Origin of the sequence: Paenibacillus sp. YN15 (assembly GCF_003285005.1) — a bacterium.
Classification (GTDB): Bacteria; Bacillota; Bacilli; order Paenibacillales; family NBRC-103111; genus Paenibacillus_AR.
Genome location: NZ_QMFA01000013.1, coordinates 140,646 through 158,691, shown reverse-complemented (window position 1 = coordinate 158,691; position 18,046 = coordinate 140,646). Strand labels below are relative to the sequence as shown.

Genomic DNA, 18,046 nt, shown 5'->3' with positions numbered 1-18,046 from the left:
TCAATCTACACTGAAAGTGACATTTTCTTAGAAGAGTTACGGTGACATTTTCTCAGACTATTGACATAGTGCGTTCTCTTCTAATGGTCAAATTGTTTCATTTTACGTTTGGATGTATCTTTCTTTTCCTGTTAATCAAAAGAGCACTCGCAAATGATCCAATAAGCAAAAAAATGGAAATGAACAAATCCACATCCTTCATCCCAGCGTTGAAAGCACTAAATACTATTTTCTTACTTTCTTCAAAAGCCGGCATTTGTTTGAATGCTTCAGCTTGTTTACTGTCGAAAATTTGTGAGCCGGCAAAAGCTCCGGCTTTATGAAAAACATCCAGCATTTGATTTTGGAAGGCTGGATCTAAATTTTCGCTCTCCATAATATGGTTATCCAGTGAATGGTTATAACCCTGGGTCAACATTATTCCTAACATGACCACACCAAATGAAATGCCCACTTGCCGGAATACGTTTAAAATACCGGAAGCCATACCAACCTGTTTTTTATCAACAGCACTCATAACAGCATTCGATATTGGCGGGTTTACCAAAGCGTTACTAATTCCTAGAAGAATAAACCCGGGCATTAAATAGCTCCATTCAAAAGGGACTTTAATCATATGATTCATAACCATGATCCCAACCGCTCCAATAAATAGCGCGCCGCTGATCAACCAGCGGTTTCCGATTTTACCGGAAATAATTCCGGCCAAAGGACCCAATACCATGGTAAACCCGCTGATCAACAGCATTTTCACCCCGGTTTCAAACGCAGAGTAGCCCATATAGTTTTGCATAAGAATGGTCAGGTAGGTAAAGCCGCCATACAATCCGGCTCCCAAAGCAAAGGCCGCAATGTTGGCGCCGTTAAATGACCTGTTTCTAAAAATCGACAGTTCGATCATGGGTTGTTTAACCATTCTTTCGGTCAAAATAAAAGCAATTAATAAAATGCCCGATAACCCAAATAAGCTTAAAATATGCCAATCCGTCCACAAATAATTTGTATGCATTTCTTTTTGAATCAGCGCTAGCACCATCGTAAAAATCAATGCCGTGCTAAAAATAAATCCTAAATAATCGATTTTTTCATTATTATTTTTCTCACTTTCCCGAATGAAGAATATTCCCAACAGGATCGCTACCATACCAATAGGAATATTGACCAGGAAGATTGACCGCCAGCCCAAGCTATCCACTAAAGCACCGCCAATAAGGGGCCCTCCCGCAATAGCAAGACCAACCGCACTGCTCCAAATCCCCAATGCGAGTCCTCTTTGTTTTTCAGGGAACGAAGCTGTAACAATTGTTAGGGATAAGGACATCATTGCTGCTCCGCCGATTCCTTGGAAACCCCGAAAAATGTTCAACCAAAGATTGCTGCTTGCTAAACCGCTTGTAAGGGAGCCTATCACGAAGATGCCCAATCCGATTAGAAAGACTTTTTTGCGCCCGATGATATCCCCTAATTTCGAGACTGGCAATAACATTGCAGCATAGACTAAAGTATAAGCATTCAACACCCATTGCAGATTTGAAAAATCGGATGAAAAGCTTTTTTGAATCTCAGGAAAGGCTACGTTGACAATAGTAATATCTAACATTGCCATAAATACGGCTAAACTGACTGTGGCTAAAACCCACCATTTTCTAATAGACTGTTCCAAAATAAAAACCCCTTTACGTGTTTTTGTGTGCATAAATGCGCATATTGTATAAAATGAAAAGCACTCTGTTATATCAAATTCATGAGTGCTTTCATGTTATTTGTTGTCTCTTCAAATGTATCGACAATCAATTTTTTATTGGCTTGGTAATAAACCTCACGCCCTTCTTTTCTGCGCTGCACAATATTAAACCGGTTCATATAATCCAGATGGCGTGAAATCACTGAACGGTTCTGAGGAAAATGCTCCGCTATTTCCCCAATCGTCATTTCCCCGTTAACAGCAAGGAATATCAACAGCTCACTCCGGACCGTATCGAAAACCGCTCTAAAAAATTCAATATTTACATTGTCTTCAATCATCTTTTTACATTTATTCGGATCAAGATTGAGTCCCATCATCTCACCACCTGATTTCATTATATGCATTCGTGTGCACATGTCAACAAATTAATCATGCTGCAAGCGAAGGCAAGCTGCCCTTTATGTATAAGCCCATTTTTTGCCCATTCAGCACCAACAAATGCTGCCCTTCATATGATGATTTGACTGTATCCCTATACCTTGTATCCGACAACTACCCAGGCAAGGAGGGGTGACTACATTGAAGGGCATCGATCACAAGAGCAAGTTCATCCTTACCCACCGCGAGCGCGAAGTATTTGAGCTTTTGGTTCAGGACAAAACCACCAAAGATATTGCGCAGCAGCTTTTCATCAGCGAAAAGACTGTCAGGAACCACATCTCTAACGTTATGCAAAAATTAAACGTTAAAGGCCGTTCGCAAGCGGTCGTGGAACTGATCAAGCTTGGGGAATTGAAAATCTGATAGACCTAACCGCATACCCCATCCTTGGGCCTGTTGCCCGCCTTCGTCGAGAAGGCGGGTAGGGGCTTTTTCTTTTGGGAAGAAATTAACTGTAGCATCATATATGACAACAGATGTCCTATTCATAGTCTATACTATAATAGAGCAAACAGCTGAAGAAAAAGGAGCGGTGCATGATCTATATGGCGGAAATGAGCCGGTTTGAGTGATGTTTCGGAGCAAGCACAGTCCGGATAGCAGCAGGCTGAAATAATCTGTTCTAAAGCGGGACGCTCTCTTCTGCTATCCTCCCATCCGCAGCTCCCTTCTGAACCGCCAAAACAAAAACCCCGCACGAAGCGCCTGGTCGCCGGCAATCGATAACCAGACTCCCGCGATTCCCAGCTGAAGCTGAATGCCCAGCACGTAGACGCCTGCCACCCTGATGAGCCACATGCCGATGGCTGTGCTGTACATGGGGCTTTTGGTGTCCCCTGCCCCTTGCAGCGCACCGGCCAGCACCAGTCCCACCGCCAGGAAGGGCTGGGCAAAGGCATCAATCCGCAAAGCGGTGGTCACGTTGCCGATTACCTCTCCCTCCCCCGTAAACCACGAAGCGGCTGCCGGGGCCAGGACGAACAGCAGGATACCGGCCAAGCCCATAAACACAGCGGCCACCGCGGCTGTATAGATCCCATACCGGTATGCATCCCGCCGCCGGTTTGCGCCTAAGTATTGACCCACCAGGGTGGTGGCCGCCACCGCCAGTCCATACCCGGGCATATAGGAGAAAATCTCGATATTCCCGGCAATGGTATGGGCCGCATACACCTCTGTCCCGATACGGACGATCAGCCCCATGTACAAAACTTGGCCCAGACGCATAATCAACCGCTCCGCGGCAGCCGGTCCGGACAGCTGCAATAAAGGCAGCAGATGCGGATGCTTCCCCTGTCGGAGCAGCGGAAAGGCCAGCGGGGATTTTTGAATCTGCCGGAACAATGCCACGCTGCCGACAAGCCGCGCCAAAACCGTTGCCGCCGCCGCTCCCGCCAGCCCGAAGCCGGGAAACGCCAGCAAGCCGAAGATCAGGACATAATCCAGAGCCAGATGAAGCAGGTTGATCCAGATTCCCACCTTCATCGGGGTTTTGGTATCCCCGGCGGACCGCAGGATGCTTCCGAATACGGTCATCAATGAGATAAACACGGAAGGAACGGCAACAATGCGGAAGTACAGGCTTCCGGCCCGCAGCACCTCCGGCTCCGCCCCCATCCATTCCAGCAGAGGCTCGGCAAAAAACAGCGTAACCACTCCAAACAACAGTCCGGCGGCAATGGAAAGCCATGCGGCCTGCCGGGCGATCTGCCTGGCCTCATCCATCCTTCCCGCCCCCACCCGTTTGGCAATCATGGAGGAAGTGCCCACCCCGATGGCGAGAAAAAGCGCCAAATACACATTCAATAGCGCATTGGAGATTCCTACTGCGGTCACTTCCGTCAGCCCGATCCGGGAAACAAACAGGGTATCGGCAAACCCGACAACGGTCTGGAGAAGGTTTTCGATCATGGCCGGCACACCAAGGGCCAAAATAATGCTCAGCTTTTCCCGGGGAGTGGTATCTCTGATTTCAACATGGGCCGCCACCGCTATCCATCCTTTATATTCATTTGCTTTCCCGGCAGAATACCTGTACGATTTGTATGATAATGAACACTTTGTTTGATAACAGTATAGGCAGGCGGCTGAGACGGCCACAACAGTCAATTGCCCCCAACTGTACGTTACTGGACAGTTGGGCGAATTTGTACACCGGGAGGAGCTTATGGACAGACGGCAGCAAAAAACAAGGGAAGCGATTTTTGAGGCTTTCCGCTTGATTTTGTCGGCAAAGGGCTATTCGAAGATTACCGTCCAGGACATTATTAGCGAAGCGAATGTAGGCCGCAGCACCTTTTACTCCCATTTTGAAACCAAGGATGATTTGCTGAAGGAAATGTGCACCGACCTGTTTGACCATATTTTCTCCGAGACGCTGAATACGGAGGCCACGCATGACTTCTCTCTTGCCGGAGGCCATCCCGGCTCCATGATGACGCATATCCTCTACCATCTGCGGGACAGCAAAAAGAACATCACCGGCATTCTGGCAAGCGAAAGCGGGGAGCTTTTTTTGCGCTTCTTCAAGCAATATTTATCCCAACTGATTATTCAGCATCTGCTGGAGGATGTGAAACAAAGGCACCCGGGTGTTCCCGATGATTTCCTGGTCAACCATATTGCCGGGAGCTTCGTGGAGATGGTGCAATGGTGGATCAAAAGCAATATGAAGCATTCGCCGGAGGAATTGGCGGCGTATTTCCTGGCGGTCACCAATCCGGCCTGAAGCCATTCACTTTTGGGGGATTGTTTGATTACCGCAGCAACCGCAGCCCGCTTAGGATCACCAGCAGGGTGCTGCCCTCATGGCCCACCACTCCGGAAGGCAGGTTGATGCCGCCGAAAAAGTTGGAGACCACCAACACCAGCACCACTCCGATGGCAAAGCTCAGGTTTTGCTTGATCACCCGGGCCGTACGGCGGCCAAGGGAGACGGCAAAGGGGATTTTGGACAGATCATCCGCCATCAGGACAACATTGGCCGTCTCCAGGGCCACGTCCGTTCCTGCCGCCCCCATGGCGATGCCTACCGAGGAAGCGGCCAGCGCCGGGGCGTCGTTTACCCCGTCCCCGATCATGGCTACCTTGCCGGCTGCGGACAGTTTTTTTACAATAGCGACCTTATCCTCCGGCAACAAATCCGCATACACCTGGTCGACGCCAAGCTGGCTGCCGATTGCCCGGGCCGTTGCTTCCCGGTCCCCGGTCAGCATCACCACCTGCATCCCCATCCCTCTTAACGCCGCCACCGCTGCTTTGGCATTGGGACGCACCACATCCTGAATGGCCACGATTCCGATCAGTACCTGATCCGCCTCAACATAAATGACGGTTTTCCCTTCCGTCTCCAGCCGTTTGACAATGGCGGCATCCCGGTCGGACAGAGTTTGATTGTGCAAAAGCCCCAGCTTCCCCACCTTGCAGCATACGCCATTCACACTGCCGCTTACTCCCTGGCCGGGGATTGCGGTTAACTCCTGCGCAGTGTCCAGCGTCAGCCCTCTATCCTTGGCCTGCTGGACAATCGCCTTGGCAATGGGATGCTCGGACAGGTTCTCGATGGATGCGGCCAATTGCAGAAGCGCTTCTTCGGTGCAGCTCTGCAAAGGAAGCACATCGGTAAGCTTCGGCTTGCCCTCCGTCAATGTGCCCGTTTTGTCAAACGCCACAGTGGACACATGGCCGATATGCTCCAGGTGGACGCCGCCCTTAAACAGCACACCCTTCCGGGCGGCATTGGAAATCCCGGACAGAATGGCCGGCATGATGGAGGAAACTAGGGCGCACGGCGAAGCGACCACCAGGAAAATCATCGCCCGGTAGATGGTTTTATCCCAGGTCCAATCCAGAATAAAGGGCGGCAGAGTCATCAGCAATACGGCAGCAGCAACAACAATTTTGGCGTAGATGCCTTCGAACCGCTCCACGAACAGCTGACTGGGGGGCATTTCATTTTTGGCTTCCTGCACCATATGTATAATCCGGGATAACAGGGTCTCCGCCGCCGGTTTGGTAACCTGAATCTTAAGCGCTCCCTGACCGTTGATGGTGCCGGCAAAAACCTCGTCTCCCGCCAGCTTGTCCACCGGGATGGATTCTCCCGTAATGGAGGCCTGGTCCACAGCGGATTGGCCCTCCGCCACCTGCCCGTCCGCCGGAATCCGCTCGCCGGGCCGCACCAGCACCATATCCCCCGGCTGAAGCTGGTCCACCTTCACCCTTCGTTCGTCTCCCTCTTGCAGGACAACCGCTTCCTCGGGGCGCAATTTCATAATGGACTGAATATCCTGGTTCGTCTTTTCCATGGTGAAATCCTCAAGGGTTCCGCTTAGACAGAAGATAAAGATCAGGACCGCGCCGTCCATCCAGTATCCGATGCTGGCCGCTCCCACTGCAGCCACAACCATCAGGAGATCCACATCCAGATCCTTTTCCTTAAACAGGGTTTCCAGACCCTCCATGGCTTTGCGGTAGCCGCCAACCGCATACGCCAACACATAAAGGGCAATTTCCGCCGCCCTCCAGCTGTTTCTGCCTGCTGTCCACGCCAGGATAATAAACAGCAAACACAGGATGGTAATGAGGATCGAGCCGTATTTTTCCCAAAATGTACGGAATGAGTCCAGCCTTTTTTCGTCCGAACGGGCAGCCTGCTCCATGCTTTCCCCGCCTCCTTCGCTATATATACGGTATACCCCTATATGGTATGGTAACTGATAATGATTGTCAATGACCCAAAAATGAAAAAATCTTGACAGCAGCCTGTGCCGTCAAGATTTGATTGATGTTATTCAGTTGGAGGGAGTCCGGTCTGGATTAGCCTATCCGGGAGAAATGCTCCACCGCCTTGGCGAAATCGGCGATGGTCTTTTCCGGGTCGCCATGCTCGATTCCCTCGCGGACGCAATGCTGCAGATGCCCCTCAAGAATCAGCTGGCCCACTTTATGCAGCGCAGCCTTGGCCGCATTGATCTGCACCAGTATTTCTTCGCAGGGGACTTCCTTGCCAGCCATATCCGAAATGCCCCGCACCTGTCCCTCAATCCGCTTCAGCCTCGCCTGCACCTTGGCTACATCCATGCATTGTCTCATGTTATGCTCTCCAATCCTCGTTATGGCCCAATATCGGCAGCTGCTTGTCCGGTATCATTACCTATACGGTATATGAAGGGAGAAGGCTTTGTCAATCTGAAGCGGAAGCGGAATCACAATCCGGGGGCGGCCCATTCCTCCGATACCGCCTGCCCGTTGCGGTATTCGGACAGCTTGACGGACTGGTCGTCCCGCTCCATGTTCTGAACGGTGATGATCTGGGTCCGCCCGTCCTTCAGGCGTACCTGCATCGTATTTTCGTCCACGGCCCTGACCGATTCGATGACCGCTTCCACTTCAAAGGGCTCCACAACCGTAATATACCGGGCTTGTTTGCCCCAAGTCCGCACAGCGTAGGTCCTGCGCCGCTGGGCTTCGTCGCCGGGAAAGGCATCCGCCCCGATCAGCCCCACAAACCGGACCGCATCCAGCCCCGCCAAATCCAGGCGGATGACGCCCTCCAAGTCATGGTCAAGCGGGCTTGCCGGAAGAGCGTGGGGATATTCGTTGCCGATAATCGTCACCCGTCCGCCTTCGTAATCCTTGCCGATGCCGCAGCCGCCGTCCACATTTTCACAGGTGAAGTCCAGCTCGCTCAAATTGATTCTCCGCCCGTCTCCGGTGAGGATATACGCCTCTCCCCAAAAAAGCCCCTGCTTGCTCCGGTGCGGATACTTCTGCTCATCGTAAACGGGATGGTTTCGGACCCGCAAGGCCAGGGTGCAGGCGCCCCGGAGATCAATATCGCATTTGCCCTCGCCCAGCAGCCAGGCTCCGAACTCTCCCTGCGCCTTGATGCTGCCGTCCACCTCCACCTTGTATTCCAGGGGAATGGTATAGCCATGATACTCGGCCGCTCTGCCTGCCATAAGCGTGGACCGGGGCGGCCAGGCGGTGTGCACATCCATTTTGAGCAGACCCGGGGTATTGTGGAAGGTCCGGTTGCCCCGCATATCCTCACCCTCGCCGAAGATGGTTTGGAAGCTGGCCACGCTTGTGCCCGCCGCCTCGTACCAATGGCAATCCGTCACAAACTGGCCGTCGGAGAGGGGATTGTCCGTCCATTGGCTGGTGTGTCCGGCAGGAGTCAGGCTATCCGCCTTCAGCCCCGTCAAACCCTTGATCTGAAACAGGCTGTCATATTGATGCTCCTCCTTCCCCGCCAAATAATCGAACAGCACGATATAATCATCAGTGACGGCCATGACTCTTTTCTGTCTGATAGGCTCCGTATATCCGGTCAGCTCGCCATGCCGCGGAGCATTCGCAAGCTCCGGCAGGGAGGAGGCGTTCATCCTGCATCTTTCCGCCAGACTCTCCTCCTCCTTGTACACCATCCCGCCATAAGGGGGATACGCCCAGCGGGATTCCGTTTCCACTGCCACCGCCTGGATGGCCTTGCCGCTGTAAAAGAGCAGCCGCCTGGAATCGGCGGGCACCTGCAGCTTCCCATCCACAATGACCATATTCTTGGTAACGGAATTTTGGACATAGAATTTGTACATAAAATGCCCGTAGCCCCACCAGCAATGCTCCGGGTTGAAAAAGCTCCGCCCGTACCGCATCACCGACAGCAGCCCGGTGCGGTCAAAATGCCCGTGGGCATATCCGTGGGAGCCGTAGCGGATCACCGCCTGAAGCTGATCCTTCTGCTCCCTGTTTGCCGTCTGGCTCCGCAGCATGGCAATGCCGATATTATCCGCATAGGCATTGTTCTTCGTATAAACGGACTCATATGCCGGCAGCTCGCCATGGCCGAATATGGGATCGGCATAGCTGCTGCGGTTGATGACGGGAATATATTCGGGGTCCCGGTAATAATGGTAGGCCAGATCGAAGGTGGAGCCGAAATGGACCCCCTCCAGCTTCTTTTCATCCGAGTCGCTGATGCCGAACAGCACCCCCCGGTAATCCAGAAAAGGGATTACTGCATCGAACATATCCTTGATCCGGACGTAACCCTTTACATTGCCGCCCCATCTTTTGTTGACCATGCCAAATTTCACTTCGGCTTCCTGCCCGTTGCAGGTGCTGTTGACTTCATCGTTGAAGGGGATGGGGAAATGGGTATGCAGCAGGTTGTAGCCAAAGGGCAGCAGCGCATGGGCTGTATGAATGTACATGGAGGATACCCAGGTGTTGTAGCCCACGGAGCATTCATGCCACCAGCCGTCGTTGAACAGGCCGTACCGAAGCTGGTCGATGGAGCCGCCGTTGCCAAAAACAAAGCGCAGGGCTCTTTCCATATCCTCGATGGCAAGGGCGCAGTAGAAGGCCCCCGTAATCTCCGACAGAAGCCAATTGGACATATGGCCCCGCTGCAGGTGATGGTCCAGAATGTCCATGTAGATGCGGAAGACCTTTTCGATGCCCCGGTGCTCCTCCGGCGTCAGCACGCCTGCATCATGAATAATGTCGTAGGGAATGGCCAAATGCTGAAAAAAATGCCCCTCCTGCACATAGCTTTGGCTGCAGCCCTTCTTCTTTTTGGGGTAGCCGGTTTCCTCATCGATAAAATAACGGAGGAATTGCGCCACCTTTTCCGCATAACGAAGCTCCTTCGTCAATGCGTAGGCGTAGGCCGCCGACATGATGTTATGCTCCTCGCGGGTATCGTAGCAGTAGTCCCGCTCCTCCACGGGAACCGGCGGCTTGACTGTCCATGATTCGGCGTCGGCAATAATCCGCTCATATCCCGGCTTGAATTTGGGGTAGTGGGCGATTTTGTCCCTGACCGCCTTCCATTGCTCCTCATTGTGATAAATATAGGGATGCGGCAATCTCCGCAATGTCTTAAATTCCACCTGCACCGCGCTTGTTCCATCGCCGTTAGGGGTGAACTCCAGCCGGGTGCTCTCATGTCCGCCCGGCACCATGGAGCCGTGGATGCGCACCGCTGCCCGGACCTCCCGGCGGCCGAAGGGCTCCAGCACAAATGCGGAAGGCTCCACCACAGGCAAAAGCGACTCCCAGCCCTTGAACAACTGCCTGACGGACACGCTTTGCTTCCGGTCGGTGCAGTTTGCCACTGTCATGGTGTAGGAAACCTCTTCTCCCGGCTCCCCCGACCTGCCCAGCACCCCGGTCTCCACAAAAATCCGCTCCCCCCGGGTCAGGCTTGCCCGGATCAGCTCCGCCGGACCCTGGAGGGTAACCCCCTTCAGAAACCGCCAAATATTGGCCTTGCAGCTCTCGATATGAAAATCCGCCAGCCGCAACCGCACCTCATGATATCCCGTGCCGGCCAGGGAGATATCCGCGGTTACAGTCCGTTTATCCATAAAAAAGGCCGTTACCTGAATCCGGGTTTCCTCGGCCGCGGCGTTCAGCCCAAGGGCAAATCCAAACCAGCCCATGGCATCCAGAGAAGAGTCGTTCCCCCGCTCAAAGCCGATGGGATACCAGCCAACTGCATTCTCCGGCGCCGGATATTCCACCGTGAGGGAAGGGTTCAAGTCATAACCGGCGGCGCTTTTGGCCCCGGCTACCGTCCAAGCCTGCAATAAATCGATATGAACAGGCCTTTCGCCCGCTTTTGCTGCAACAGTCAATTTCGTGTCCTCCTTCGGCTATCTTGGCAGCTTCGGCCATCCGCGCAGGGATGGGCCCGCCGCTTTTCGCATCATTATGCTCCGCCTCTGTGGATTTGGATAGGATGCAGAATTGAAGGAAGCACCAAAATCAACCGATCCGCAACCCCAAAAATTGATCATCCCCTTAAAATTTGAAAAAAAAGAAGGGGTTGTTGTCCGAAAAAGTACGCCAAGGAGAATACATATTCGGCAGAAAATACGCCTGAGGACAAGCAGAATCTGGCTAACGAATCTCTCTCACGCTATTTCGCAAAAACGGGCATGAAAAAAACCTAACGAATCTATATCGCGTTATTTGCCTGGTTGAACGCATTTCGGCGCAAATTCGGACAAATAGCGATTCTACGATTCGTTAGATTTCAAACTGGCTCACCTATAGGCAAATAGCGATGCATAGATTCGTTAGCGTTTCTCCCATTTTTGAAGCTTTTTCCGGGAGAGCCTGGAGCTTTCGGACAGCCTCATCCTGGCGCGGCGTGAATCGACGCTTATATGTTGGATATTTCCATTAGGATAATTGCATGGTAGTGATGCAGGTGCGGTCATTTTCGTTGGTGGGGATTTCCTCCTCCGAGGATTTCCCGTTGTAATCCACTTTCACCTTCAGCTTTTCGCCCCGCGGCACCCAAAGATCCAGGAACCCGTTCTGGAAGGTTTGCACATCCTTATCGATCAGGACCTTCCCGGAGGCATTCTTGACGCTGACATGCACGGTTTGATTCACCAGTTCCCCCTTGCATGTGGCCAGGTTGTGGTTATAGCAGGTATGCGTATGCTCCACAAACGGGGCGATGGAGAGGTAAAACTCGTTTTTCGGCATGGGATAGGTTTTCTGTGTGCCGTCATTCTCCAGAACCAGAAGCTCCGAGGATTTGGCGGATACGGATTTGGCCGTTCGTTTGGCCAAGCTGAATTCCTCCACGATCTGCTTCACATTTTTGTCAGCCGGGGAGGTTGAGTCCGCCGCCGGACCGCTTTTGCCGGAGCATGCCGCTGCAAATACGAGAACGAGCAATATCCAACTTTTTCTCAAAGGGACCACCTTTCCAAAACCAATTATTCGGGTTATATTTCTCACCATTTATTTTACTGCCAATCCTCCGCCGGATCAAGCTCTGCCGGGAATCCGGTCCATGGGAAAGGCAAACTCATACTCGTTGGCTTTCGCCCATCTGAACAGATGGTCCAGCTTGGTTTCCAATTCAGAGGTCCAGCATTGCTCATGGGTGAAAAAAGCCAACGCCTGCATATGCCCGGCATAAGCCGGGTCCCGGGACCAAGCGGATAAATCGGCAACGGGGTCGGCCCATTTTTCCAGCCGCGGCATGGATTTGAGAAAATAGAAATGCTCGTTTTCGTCGTAATACGCGCCCTTCTCCTTTAATACCGCTCTTTGCGGTTCCTGCAAATACATATCCACGTCCCTGCTGTCGTCACTGGTCAAAAAGCCCCTGGCGCCTGGGGAGGCCTCTCTCCATGCCCTGGCGTTAACCAGATTGCCGGAAAAATAATGGGTTCTCCCCAGGGTATCGATATTCTCCTCCGCCGCAAAGATTCGGAGGGCCTCCATAGCATTCTGATAGTGGGCCCGCGCTTCCTCTACAGTACAGTCATTATAATTGTCAAGCCGGGTGTTGGCATGGAAAGCCAGCCGCAGCCAATGGGCATGTGCGGCAAACTCCTCTTTGAACCGGGTTGTCATCTGCCCCAAATTCCAGGCAGCCGGTTCATCCGAATAGAAACAATTGAAGGTGACCACTGCTCCGTACCGGTCATGGAACGACTTCAGGCAAGCCAGCCGCGGATGATCAAAAAGAGAAGCATACACCTCCGCCTGACCATCGATTTCCCGCAGCCACAGATATACATCATCAATGGAAAAATGAACATACTTGTTGTCCTGGGCAGTCAAATGCTCTCAAATCCTTTCTAAAATCCGTTTGGTTTAGGGACTAGGGCCAGGTGCAGCGCATTTCGGCGGCGGTGCAGCGGTTGTACTCCCGGAAGACGTCGATTCCGGCGAGAATCCTGTCCGCAACGTCCGTGCTGTTCATTCCGTCCTCAAGCCAGATCCGGTTCACCAGCAGCGTCTTGCTTTTTAGGTCCGTTGCCAGTTCCAAACGGGCTGCCAGTTGATGGCCGCACAGGACCGGCAGCACATAATAGCCGTACTTCCGCTGGGGGACGGGGGTGTACACCTCCCACTTGTACTCGAAGCCGAATAAGTCAGCGATCAGCTTGCGGTCCCACAACAGGTTATCCAAGGGGGCAAGGATTCTGGCGCAGCCGGTTGTGTCGGGAGCCTGGGCGGCAGCGGCTTGCAGCATGTCCAGATTTTCCGCTGCGATATATAAGGGCTGTTTGATCCCATCGACGCTGATTTCTGCGATTGCCCCTTCATCCAGCAGAGTGTGGAAAGCCTGATTGCGCTCCCCGCTTTTTAACCCGTTTATGCCCAGCCATGCGTCACTGGGCCTGTTCCACAATAAACCGACGGCGTTGATTCTGCGCAATACTCCCCACTTGAAATATTCCGCTTCTGTCCGGTAGGGGGGAGCCATGGTGAAATATTGCTCCGGGATGTGGGTTTCCGCCAGAGCATAATATCTCCGGGTTCCCTTCTTATGATGGACAACGGCCAGCCCGGCATAACACATGGCCTCCAGCGCGGCCTTGGCCAGCCGTTGGGGCCCGTAATGCCAGCTTACCTTCTCATCATGGGCAAAATCCGAGGAGCAGGCGGAATCATGCCATTGCAGATACTCCGTGATTTCGTCAACAACCGTTTGATGCTCCCGGCACCAATCCAGGAAACGCCTCCGGAACCGCTCGAAGCAGGACCAATCCGCCACCGTGCTGATGGACATATTTTTGTCCCATACGTCGAACAGAACTCTGTCCCCGTACAGTAACGCTTCTATATCCCCCTTCCGGTAGGAGCGGCACCTGGCTTGCAGGACCAGGTCGGGATTCCTGCCCACCACATCGAGGGGGTCATACTGGATGCATCCGACCTTGCGGACATAGCTCACGATGTCTTCCCCATCTTGCAGGGCCGAGTCGTCGCACAGATGCTGATAACGCACCAAATACCGGCATATCTGCTCTTTATCATAACGCAGGGATGGGATAGGAATCACCCGCCTTTTCGGAAATGATCGGGATTGGGGTCGTTCATCTTCATTATGAGGATAACAGCCAAATCCGGCAACCGGTTATCGCATGGAATGGGCGGATTGGCCAAGTGCAGCCTCTGACGGTCTAATATGGTAAAAAACCTGGGGAGGGGGTGCAACGTGTTGCTGGATAGCGGAAAGCGAGTGTCCGCTAACTCTGCCAATGGTGGGGGATCAGTCCAATAGCGGAAGGGCAACTTCCGCTATTGATTCCGCCACTCCTGCAAAAGCTCCACAAAACGGGCAATAGTGGATAAAAGGCTTCCGCTATCATCCGTTTGTCCCCGCCCCGGAGTAAATAGCGGAAACTTCCTTTCCTCTATTCCCGGTCGAACCGAGCTTGAAACCCCCGCCAAAACTCTTCCGCCACACACTAACGGTTTTGCCCCTTTATGGGGCCGGCCTCATAAACAGGATGAGGAACTGAGCGGCTCTTAAAGCAGCTTTTGCGGCTTATTCGCGTCCCCCCCTCCGCCGCATCCCAGCAAAAAATCCTCCGCATCCGCAGAGGATTCAAGTGCGCTTATATGCTTACACAAGCTGATGCATCACCAGGGCCACGGCAATTCCGATCAAAGCCCCTACAAAAACCTGAAAAGAGGTATGCCCGACAAATTCCTTCAGAATGATCTGGGGGGACGGCTGATTCCCGTGACTATGGAGGAAAGTGTTCAATTGGTTCAATATTTTCGCATGTTCCCCAGCTTCTTTCCGGACCCCTCTGGCGTCATGCATCACAATAATGGCCAGGACGGCACTGATGGCAAAAGCAAAGGAGTCAAAACCATATTGCATTCCCGCCGCCGCGGCAAGGGCAGTAACCGAAGCGGAGTGTGAGCTGGGCATTCCGCCCGCACCCACCAGGCGTTCCGCGCTGAACCTTTTATGAATGACAAAATAAATAACTGTTTTCAGAAGCTGCGCGCATAACCACCCCATAAACACATTCAGCAGTATAAAGTTGTTCAAAACTTCGTTGATCATAATTCGTGGAGTCACCTTCTTTTGTCAGATTGCACGGACTACACCAACTATCATAACGAATATACCAACGAACCTGCAAATGGAACCGGAACCCAGGGAAGCCGAAGCTTATACGCGGGAGATTTGTTTGTATGCATGTATAAAAAACACCGGATCAATATTAATTCGGTATGGATAAACACCTTGTTTGGTATGCAGATAGAAGATTCCCTCACCCTCGCCCATTTTTCTAAACGACATGTCATACACCTCTTCTAAGGCGAATACCCGGGAAAAAGCGCTGATTTGTGTTTCGTACAAATACAGTTTACGGTTATGCACAACCGTTTCCTGCCCCCGACTGGTTACTTGCCTTTCTGTTTCTATATAGGGCAAAACGGCAAGGTGATCCAATTTCATCCCCTCCTGACAGAATGTGAGACAGCTTTTACCCGATCATAATTTTCTCCTCCGGATACCGGTACTTTTGCTTGTCGTTCTTTTGTGCCAGGGCAAGGACAAGGGTAAGCGGGCCTAACCGTCCGATGTACATAACCAATATAATGATCAATTTTCCCATAACCGACAGCTCCGGGGTCAGCGCCATGGAGAGCCCAACTGTTCCAAAAGCGGAAGCAGCTTCAAATAACAGGGCAAGGAAGTCTCTGTTCAATTCATGCTCCGTTATGGTCAGGAGGAAGGTGGCTGTTATGACCACAATGACGGAAATCACCATAATGGCTAGGGAGCGTATGATAATGCTCTGCGGAACTCGCCGCCCCATTAATTCCGTATCCCTTTTGCCTCTGATGATGGCAAGAATGGTCAAGGCCAGCACCATAAAGGTACTGGTTTTGATTCCGCCGCCCGTGGAGCCCGGGGACGCCCCAATAAACATCAGTATAATCATAAAAAATTGGGAAGCCGGCAGCATATGGGAAATATCAATGGTATTGAAGCCGGCCGTTCGGGTGACGACCCCCTGGAAGTAAGAAGCCCATAGCTTCTCCGGCCAGGATAGGGCACCGAAGGTGCTGGAATTAAAAAGCTCAATCAGAAAGATGCCGATAAAACCTGCCAAGCACAACACTCCGGAGGTTAGGAGCACCAGCTTGGAATGGAGAGTCAGCCTTCGCCAGCCGCGCTTTCTGAAGATATCGAGGATTACTGTGAAGCCAATTCCTCCTGTGATAAAAAGCAGCGTGATGACCAAGTTGACTATCGGATTTCCCACGTACCTGCTTAAATTATCGGGCCACAGCCCGAAGCCCGCATTGTTGAAGGCGGATATGGAATGAAAGACCCCATAATACAAAGCTCTCTTAAACCCAAGATCAGAGGCCCAGCTCAGGGTCAGCAAGGCGGCGCCGAAGATTTCCACAATCAATGCTATCAGAAAAATACTCAGAGACAGCCTCACCACCCCTTGCGTGGACAGAGAGTTGGAGGATTCTTGGATAAGCAGCCGCTCTTTGAGGCCAATTTTCTTTCCCATCACCACTGCGATCAGCACGCCGAAGGTCATGAAGCCCAAACCGCCAACTTGAATGAGCAGCAAAATGACCGCTTGTCCAAACAAGGAGAAATCCGCGCCTGTATCCACAACAGTCAGTCCGGTAACACAAACGGCGGAGGTGGAAGTAAATAAGGCATTCAGCCAGGAGATGTTGCTCCCTGTTGACGCAATGGGCAAAGCAAGCAATATGGACCCGATCAAAATCAGACAAGCAAAGCCTATAAGAATAATTCTGGAGGAGCTGAGCGTAAAATGCTTTACGGAATAACCTAAAACCTTTTTCATGAACATATTTATGAGCTCCCGTGAAAGTAATTTTGGAGTATATCCCTGATTCCGCCATTATACAATTTTCCGCAATAAACACAACACGAAGTTCCTCTGGGACTATTTATGGGAACCCCAAAAAAGAGCCGCCTCGAAATGAGGGGCCCCGGCTGAACATGAACATATTTCTTATTCTGTACCAAACCCAATCCAAAGCGGCGTCAATCATGGTCACGCGGCCGGAGATATACGCAGTGGAAGCCAAGCTGTAGCTGCCGTTAATGACCGTTACATCCCCCTCCACATTGCCGTCTATCTGGATTCTTCCCCGCTTCACCTTCAGGTTCCCGTATACGGTTACTCCCTCCGGCACAACAAGGGTGTCTCCGGTAATGAATAATTGGTCAAGAGCGCCTTGAACTACCATATCCTGATCCGAGTAAACGCGTGAAGTGTAGTGAACGAGCACAATCATCAGAATGACGAAGGCTGCGGCGGCAATGGGATGCAGCCTCAGCATACGCCCCCACCGTTTCCGCTTTGCCGTCCGGGGGATAGAACTCATGATGCTTTCCTTCAAACGTGCCGGCGTTGCAGTTTTCAGCGGAACCCTCAGCAATGCCTCCGTGCTTTCCATCTGCTTGAACAGCTGCCGGCAGGACGGGCAGGATTCCAGATGCTTTTTGAGCTCAGAAGCTGATGCGGCATCTATTTCTTCATCAAAATAATCATGCATGACGGCTATTGCCTCCGAACATTGCACATCCGCCACTCCTTTCTTAGGGTAAAAACCACAGCCCTAAAAGACATACCAATACACATTTACGAATAAACCCGGCCATTGGTTTCGTTTTTTATCATGGCCGCCCCGGAAGGCCATCCTCCTGAAGACTCCAGTTGATCTTGATATATTCCCGCGGCTGAAAAGGGGCATTGGTGTAATTCGTGTGCAGCATACGGCTTTGGAATGTGCCATCAGGAGGAGTCTTGGCGGAATCCCGGGAGGCTTCCGGCAACAGACGGGCATTTACAACCCAGCCCGCAATGATCCCGGCCAGAAACACGCTTATACATACGGCAATCTTATATTTCAATCTAAAAACGCCTCCTTCCTATACATGAAGTGATCTCCAGATCAGAGCGGCGCTATACGCCGCTTTGACACAACACCTTAGAGCGGCTATAATAAACAAGGAATTTCATACGGACGGAACTCGGAGGAGCCTGCCAAATGCAGGCTCTTTCTGTCTTTTTCCGGGTTTTCGGACAGCCGGGGATCACTTCGGAGAAATCCGGGAAAAACTATACG

At 52.0% G+C, this 18,046-nt stretch carries 16 protein-coding genes; 2 read left to right on the top strand and 14 right to left on the bottom strand.

The window, feature by feature from the left end:
• Positions 1–97: 97 nt before the first annotated feature.
• Together DQG13_RS13045 and DQG13_RS13040 are read right to left on the bottom strand one after the other, a co-directional pair.
• On the bottom strand, positions 98–1,663 hold the full coding sequence (locus DQG13_RS13045) for an MFS transporter (RefSeq protein ID WP_113020198.1): 1,566 nt from the start codon (positions 1,661–1,663) through the stop codon (positions 98–100).
• 68 nt (positions 1,664–1,731) lie between these two features.
• Entirely contained in the window at positions 1,732–2,064 is a 333-nt protein-coding gene (locus tag DQG13_RS13040; protein ID WP_258525658.1) for an ArsR/SmtB family transcription factor, read from the bottom strand.
• Positions 2,065–2,266: 202 nt separating this feature from the next.
• On the opposite strand from DQG13_RS13040, the gene DQG13_RS13035 reads away from it, so the two are divergent.
• Positions 2,267–2,491, top strand: a complete 225-nt coding sequence (locus tag DQG13_RS13035) for a helix-turn-helix domain-containing protein (RefSeq protein WP_113020196.1) — start codon at positions 2,267–2,269, stop codon at positions 2,489–2,491.
• A gap of 282 nt (positions 2,492–2,773) precedes the next feature.
• On the opposite strand, the gene DQG13_RS13030 is transcribed toward DQG13_RS13035, so the two are convergent.
• Positions 2,774–4,117, bottom strand: a complete 1,344-nt coding sequence (locus tag DQG13_RS13030; RefSeq protein WP_258525657.1) for an MATE family efflux transporter — start codon at positions 4,115–4,117, stop codon at positions 2,774–2,776.
• A 178-nt stretch (positions 4,118–4,295) separates the two neighbouring features.
• Here DQG13_RS13030 and DQG13_RS13025 point away from each other — a divergent pair, with 178 nt between their 5' ends.
• Positions 4,296–4,856, top strand: coding sequence for a TetR/AcrR family transcriptional regulator (locus DQG13_RS13025; protein WP_113020195.1), 561 nt, complete (start codon positions 4,296–4,298; stop codon positions 4,854–4,856).
• Positions 4,857–4,884: 28 nt separating this feature from the next.
• Here the strand turns inward: DQG13_RS13025 and DQG13_RS13020 are convergent, their stop codons facing one another.
• From DQG13_RS13020 to DQG13_RS12970, 11 genes are all read right to left on the bottom strand, one after another.
• Positions 4,885–6,789: a heavy metal translocating P-type ATPase gene (locus tag DQG13_RS13020; RefSeq protein WP_113020194.1), complete on the bottom strand. Its 1,905-nt coding sequence runs from the start codon at positions 6,787–6,789 to the stop codon at positions 4,885–4,887.
• Between the two features lie 157 nt (positions 6,790–6,946).
• Positions 6,947–7,222: a metal-sensing transcriptional repressor gene (locus tag DQG13_RS13015; RefSeq protein WP_113020193.1), complete on the bottom strand. Its 276-nt coding sequence runs from the start codon at positions 7,220–7,222 to the stop codon at positions 6,947–6,949.
• A 113-nt stretch (positions 7,223–7,335) separates the two neighbouring features.
• Complete coding sequence (locus DQG13_RS13010; protein WP_258525656.1) at positions 7,336–10,773, bottom strand: alginate lyase family protein; 3,438 nt, start codon at positions 10,771–10,773, stop codon at positions 7,336–7,338.
• Between the two features lie 550 nt (positions 10,774–11,323).
• Positions 11,324–11,848: a CueP family metal-binding protein gene (locus tag DQG13_RS13005; RefSeq protein ID WP_113020192.1), complete on the bottom strand. Its 525-nt coding sequence runs from the start codon at positions 11,846–11,848 to the stop codon at positions 11,324–11,326.
• A gap of 75 nt (positions 11,849–11,923) precedes the next feature.
• On the bottom strand, positions 11,924–12,727 hold the full coding sequence (locus DQG13_RS13000; protein ID WP_113020191.1) for a hypothetical protein: 804 nt from the start codon (positions 12,725–12,727) through the stop codon (positions 11,924–11,926).
• Positions 12,728–12,767: 40 nt separating this feature from the next.
• The gene (locus tag DQG13_RS12995; protein WP_113020190.1) at positions 12,768–13,955 is read right to left on the bottom strand and encodes a DNA glycosylase AlkZ-like family protein; all 1,188 of its coding nucleotides are present in this window, start codon (positions 13,953–13,955) and stop codon (positions 12,768–12,770) included.
• Positions 13,956–14,522: 567 nt separating this feature from the next.
• Entirely contained in the window at positions 14,523–14,975 is a 453-nt protein-coding gene (locus tag DQG13_RS12990) for a divergent PAP2 family protein (protein ID WP_113020189.1), read from the bottom strand.
• 108 nt (positions 14,976–15,083) lie between these two features.
• Positions 15,084–15,368, bottom strand: coding sequence for a hypothetical protein (locus DQG13_RS12985; protein WP_113020188.1), 285 nt, complete (start codon positions 15,366–15,368; stop codon positions 15,084–15,086).
• A 34-nt stretch (positions 15,369–15,402) separates the two neighbouring features.
• Positions 15,403–16,761 carry a TrkH family potassium uptake protein gene (locus DQG13_RS12980; protein ID WP_309472234.1) on the bottom strand — a complete coding sequence of 453 codons (1,359 nt, stop codon included), beginning with the start codon at positions 16,759–16,761 and terminating at the stop codon, positions 15,403–15,405.
• A 100-nt stretch (positions 16,762–16,861) separates the two neighbouring features.
• On the bottom strand, positions 16,862–17,500 hold the full coding sequence (locus tag DQG13_RS12975; protein ID WP_258525655.1) for a zf-HC2 domain-containing protein: 639 nt from the start codon (positions 17,498–17,500) through the stop codon (positions 16,862–16,864).
• Between the two features lie 94 nt (positions 17,501–17,594).
• Positions 17,595–17,831, bottom strand: a complete 237-nt coding sequence (locus DQG13_RS12970) for a hypothetical protein (protein WP_113020187.1) — start codon at positions 17,829–17,831, stop codon at positions 17,595–17,597.
• Positions 17,832–18,046 lie beyond the last annotated feature (215 nt).